The sequence below is a fragment of the Mesorhizobium sp. M4A.F.Ca.ET.050.02.1.1 genome, assembly GCF_003997725.1.
In the GTDB taxonomy this organism is placed as follows: domain Bacteria; phylum Pseudomonadota; class Alphaproteobacteria; order Rhizobiales; family Rhizobiaceae; genus Mesorhizobium.
In genome coordinates this window covers 1-4,305 of record NZ_RZSG01000514.1, presented here as the reverse complement: position 1 = coordinate 4,305, position 4,305 = coordinate 1, and the positions used below count along the sequence as shown (strand labels likewise).

Genomic DNA, 4,305 nt, shown 5'->3' with positions numbered 1-4,305 from the left:
GGCAAACCGGTGGTAATCGCGACGCAGATGCTGGAATCGATGATCACCGCGCCGGTGCCGACGCGCGCCGAGGTCTCGGACGTGTCGATCGCCGTGTTCGAGGGCGCGGACGCCATCATGCTTTCCGCGGAGTCCGCGGCCGGCGCCTATCCGGTCGAGGCCGTCGCGATGATGAACCGCATAGCCACCAAGGTCGAAGCCGATCCGACCTATGCCGGTATCATCAACGCGCAGCGCTCGGAGCCGGAAGCGACGGGCGCGGATGCCATTTCGCTTGCCGCGCGCGAAATCGCCGAGACGCTGAAACTGTCGGCGATCGTCACCTATACGGCCTCCGGCACGACCGGCTTGCGCGCCGCGCGCGAGCGGCCGCAAGTGCCGATCGTGGCGCTGTCGCCGATCCTCAACACGGCGCGGCGGCTGTCGCTACTGTGGGGCACGCATTGCGTGGTGTCGCCCGATGCCATCGACCTCGACGACATGGTCGACCGCGCCTGCCGCATCGCAATCGACGAGGGCTTCGGCAAGCCGGGCGACCGCGTCATCATCACCGCGGGCGTGCCGCTCAGGACGCCTGGCTCGACCAACATGCTGCGCATTGCGTATGTCGGGTCTGAGACCCAAGGCAGCCGCCCGGCCTGATCGTTTCAGGTCGGCGCCAGCTCGGCTTCCGGTGCCTTGAGGTCGGGACATGCGTCGGCGCCTTGCGCGTCGCCGGCGATGCGCGCTTCCACGGCCTTTGCCATCGACTGCAGGTCGATGGCCCTGCCGGCGGTCTTCTCGATGCCGCCGACGACCAGGTCAGCCGCGATCCAGTCAGGCTTGTGGCCGAGATTATGCACCCAGACTAGCTCAGCGCCGGGGATATCGCGGGCAAGGCCGGTCGAATGGATGGTCGCGTAGACGACCTTATCGCGATCGCCGGAAATGATCACGGTCGGCGCCTTGATGTCGCGGTAGTGCGTCGAGGCATCGCGCGCGTAGCTGTAGAGCCCCGCCACGTCGGCGGCGTTGGCGCGAAAGGCGCCAGGCCGCAGAACAAGCGGGATCGAGGCGGCGGCGACGTAGCCGTCCGGCACCTTGTTGGGGGCAAAGACGCAGGCGGTGGCGGCATCGATGCGCAACGCTCCCGCTGGATAGGCCAGTGTCTCGGAAAACAGCGGACCGATCAGGGGAATGGCTGTCAGATTGTAGTACCAGGCAGTCGCGCCGCCTGGCCAAGGATGGCTGGCCGGCGACAGGAAGACGAGGCCCTGCGTCTTGTCCGGATGCTTGCGGGCAAAGGCGGTGGCGACCGCGCCGCCGAAGGAATGGCCGACGATGATCGCCGTCTTCATGCCAAGGCGATCCATCAGCGCAGCGATGGTGTTGGCCTGCGCGGGCAAGGTCTCATTGTCGCCGCGTCCGGACCAGCCGAATCCGGGCCGATCCAGGAACAGCATCTCGGCGCGGCCTTCGAGCAGCGGCCGCAGGGGCAGCATCTGATCCTTGAGATTGGCGCTGGCGCCGTGGAGGAAGACGATCGGCGGCAACTCCGGGTTCGCCGGCGCCGGGACATGGACATAGTGGATGCGCGCGCCGCCGATGTCGGCGAAGTCGCCGACAGGCAGATTGCGGCGCTCGATCAGCCAGTGACCTGCTCGGGTGACTCCGGCAAAGGCGAAGAGGAGCGCGAGGAAGAAGGCAAACACAGCGTAGACGAGGTTCATAATGGAGAATACGGAACGGAGCGGAAATAGTTCTAGGGTAGGGCAGTAGGGCAGTAGGGCAGTAGGGCAGTAGGGCAGTAGGGCAGTAGGGCAGTAGGGCGAGCCACTCGAGGCACTTCACATATTGCCCTACTGCCTTATTCCCCTAAATCAAATGCCTTCGCCGGCAAGCTCCTCCGACAGCGTCGAGACCTGGTCCTGGGCGCTGCGCATCATCGGGTAGATGGCGAGCACCTTCTGCCAGGCTTCAAGGGCCGACTGCTTGTGGCCGGTCTCGGCCATGATCTGCGCCAGGCCGGACAGAGCGCCGAAATGGCGCGGCTCAAGGTGCAGCGTGTGGTCGATGTCCGACATCGACTTACCGTAGTTCTTCATCATGAAATGCACAGTGGCGCGGCGGTTCCAGCCTTCAGCATACGTCGGCTGCAAGGTCACCACCTGGTCGAGGAAATCGAGCGCGACGTCGTATTTCTGGTTTTCCATCGCCTTTTGCGACCATTGCATCATCAGGTCGATCGAGGCGCTGCCGGACTGGGCCCATTCGCTCCAGATACGCTGGGCTATGCGCGTCGCGGCCTTTTCGTTGCGCTCGCGCTTCAGGTCGGTGAATAGCTGGTCGAGGCGGGCCTGGCTGGTCGTGGCGACGGGGGGAGCGACCGGATCATCCGCCCAGGCCAGCAAGACAGTGAGCGGCAAGAGGGCGGCCGGCAGGACCGCGCCGGACAGGCAAAGGGTCGCGAGAAAAGCAAGACGAATCCGCATCGCCGGAATCTAGTCCCGGTCGGCGGATCGTCAAAGTGATTTTAGCGTGAAGGAGCCGGCAGGCCGGCGACAAACATCGGGCGCGGTGTGGTCTCTTTTGCATGTCGTTGTCCCAAAACCGCTTCGGCACTTTTGGGCGACATGCGCTGAGCCGCGCACAAGGCTCAGCCCTGACGCGCCTTGTAACGCGGGGCGGTCTTGTTGATGATGTAGATGCGGCCCTTGCGACGAACCAGTCGGTTGTCACGGTGACGGGCCTTCAGCGCCTTGAGCGAATTCTTGATCTTCATGGTCTTGCCTGTTCGGTCAGGGCCCGCTGCCGGGCCGAATTTTAAAGGCGCGCCCGAAAAAGCGCGCCTTTGAACTTGCGTGGCTCATAAACGAGGAGGCTTGCCCGTGTCAACCGCAAGCATGCTTTATGGCGTGCGCAAATGCCTGGCAATCAAATGTTCGCCATCTCCGCTCTGTGGCATTGCGCGGCCGGGATCGGGCTGGAATGGTGCCGTCGGCCCGCGAGATGATTTGGAGACGCTGATGCGCCCGATGTTTCTGTTCGCCTGTCTTGCCGTGCTGGCGGCGGCCCCGGCCGCGCGGGCGCAGGAATGCGACCGCAACGACGACAGCCAGCAGATGATGAATATCTGCGCCGATGCCGACTACCAGGCCGCCGACGCCAAGCTCAATGCAACCTACAAGGGTCTTGTCGGCGATGGCGACGAGAAGTCCAACAAAATGCTGCAGGCGGCGCAGCGCGCCTGGATCACGTTCCGCGACGCGGAATGCGCCTATTCCGCGGCGGACAGCGAGGGCGGCTCCATCCATCCGATGGAGGTCTCGCAGTGCCTGACGGAGCTGACCAACGAGCGCGTCAAACAGCTCACTTCCGGCCGCAACTGCCAGGAAGGCGATGCAAGCTGCGCCAGCCCAGACGAGGACGAAGATCAGGATATGCAGTAAGCCGGCCGTTGTCGGCAACCGGCTTCCAGATCATGCTCAACTTCGACGGCTGACGCGGGTGAAATGACCCATCTTGCGGCCGGGGCGCGATTCGGCCTTGCCGTAGAGATGCAACATCAGGTCGGGCTCGGCGAGCAGGGCCGGAACGCGTTTGATGTCGTCGCCGATCAGGTTTTCCATCACGCAGTCCGAGTGGCGGCCGGGCGTGCCCAGCGGCAGGCCGGCGACGGCGCGGATATGCTGCTCGAACTGGGAGACCGTCGCGGCGGCCTCCGTCCAGTGGCCGGAATTATGGACGCGCGGCGCCATCTCGTTGGCGAGCAGCGAGCCGTCGGCAAGTACGAAGAACTCGACGCCGATGACGCCGACATAATCGAGCGCGGCCAATATCTTTGCCGCCGCGGCCTGCGCCGCCGCCGCCGTCTGATGGCTGATTCTTGCCGGTAGGGTCGACGTGTGCAGGATGCCGTCGCGATGGACATTCTCGGCCGGATCGAAGGCGGCGATGCTCCCGTCAGGACCACGCGCGGCGATCACCGAGATCTCGCGCTCGAAGGCGACGAAGGATTCGAGGATCAGCGGCACGTTGCCCATCGCCTCGCAGGTGCCGGAAAAGCCACCGGTGTCCATATTGCGGAAGACGCGCTGGCCCTTGCCGTCATAGCCCAGGCGCCTGGTCTTCAGGATGCCGCTGCCGCCGAATTCCTTCAGCGCCGCCGTCAGTTCGGCGTCATTGTCGATTGCGCGAAACTCGGCCGTGGCAATGCCGATGCCGTTAAGGAATTTTTTCTCGGCCAGCCGGTCCTGCGCCACTTCGAGGGCGCGCGCCGGCGGGTAGACCGGCACCTTGGCGGCCAGCGTGCTGGCGGCCGCCCCC

At 64.8% G+C, this 4,305-nt stretch carries 6 protein-coding genes; 2 read left to right on the top strand and 4 right to left on the bottom strand.

The annotated features are described in order from the left end of the window. The coding region (locus EOA33_RS25810; protein WP_245482436.1) for a pyruvate kinase at nt 1-642 on the top strand (642 nt) is incomplete at its 5' end. Between the two features lie 5 nt (nt 643-647). Here EOA33_RS25810 and EOA33_RS25805 read toward each other — a convergent pair. The 3 genes from EOA33_RS25805 to ykgO form a co-directional block, all read right to left on the bottom strand. After that, entirely contained in the window at nt 648-1,709 is a 1,062-nt protein-coding gene (locus EOA33_RS25805) for an alpha/beta hydrolase (protein ID WP_126057922.1), read from the bottom strand. A 150-nt stretch (nt 1,710-1,859) separates the two neighbouring features. Then, nucleotides 1,860-2,471: a hypothetical protein gene (locus tag EOA33_RS25800; RefSeq protein WP_126057923.1), complete on the bottom strand. Its 612-nt coding sequence runs from the start codon at nt 2,469-2,471 to the stop codon at nt 1,860-1,862. Nucleotides 2,472-2,635: 164 nt separating this feature from the next. After that, nucleotides 2,636-2,761: a type B 50S ribosomal protein L36 gene (gene ykgO, locus EOA33_RS25795; protein WP_040974291.1), complete on the bottom strand. Its 126-nt coding sequence runs from the start codon at nt 2,759-2,761 to the stop codon at nt 2,636-2,638. Between the two features lie 244 nt (nt 2,762-3,005). Between ykgO and EOA33_RS25790 the strand changes: the two genes are divergently transcribed. Further along, nucleotides 3,006-3,428: a lysozyme inhibitor LprI family protein gene (locus tag EOA33_RS25790; RefSeq protein ID WP_126057924.1), complete on the top strand. Its 423-nt coding sequence runs from the start codon at nt 3,006-3,008 to the stop codon at nt 3,426-3,428. A 36-nt stretch (nt 3,429-3,464) separates the two neighbouring features. Here EOA33_RS25790 and EOA33_RS25785 read toward each other — a convergent pair. Further along, nucleotides 3,465-4,305 (bottom strand): 5-(carboxyamino)imidazole ribonucleotide synthase (locus EOA33_RS25785; RefSeq protein ID WP_127406922.1); only part of this gene is annotated, 841 nt, incomplete at its 5' end.

What these genes read in the sequence shown, in the direction of transcription:
- EOA33_RS25790 (WP_126057924.1), top strand. Translation starts at nt 3,006, where the DNA reads ATGCGCCCGATGTTTCTGTTCGCCTGTCTTGCCGTGCTGGCGGCGGCC.
- EOA33_RS25805 (WP_126057922.1), bottom strand. Translation starts at nt 1,709, where the DNA reads ATGAACCTCGTCTACGCTGTGTTTGCCTTCTTCCTCGCGCTCCTCTTC.
- EOA33_RS25800 (WP_126057923.1), bottom strand. Translation starts at nt 2,471, where the DNA reads ATGCGGATTCGTCTTGCTTTTCTCGCGACCCTTTGCCTGTCCGGCGCG.
- ykgO (WP_040974291.1), bottom strand. Translation starts at nt 2,761, where the DNA reads ATGAAGATCAAGAATTCGCTCAAGGCGCTGAAGGCCCGTCACCGTGAC.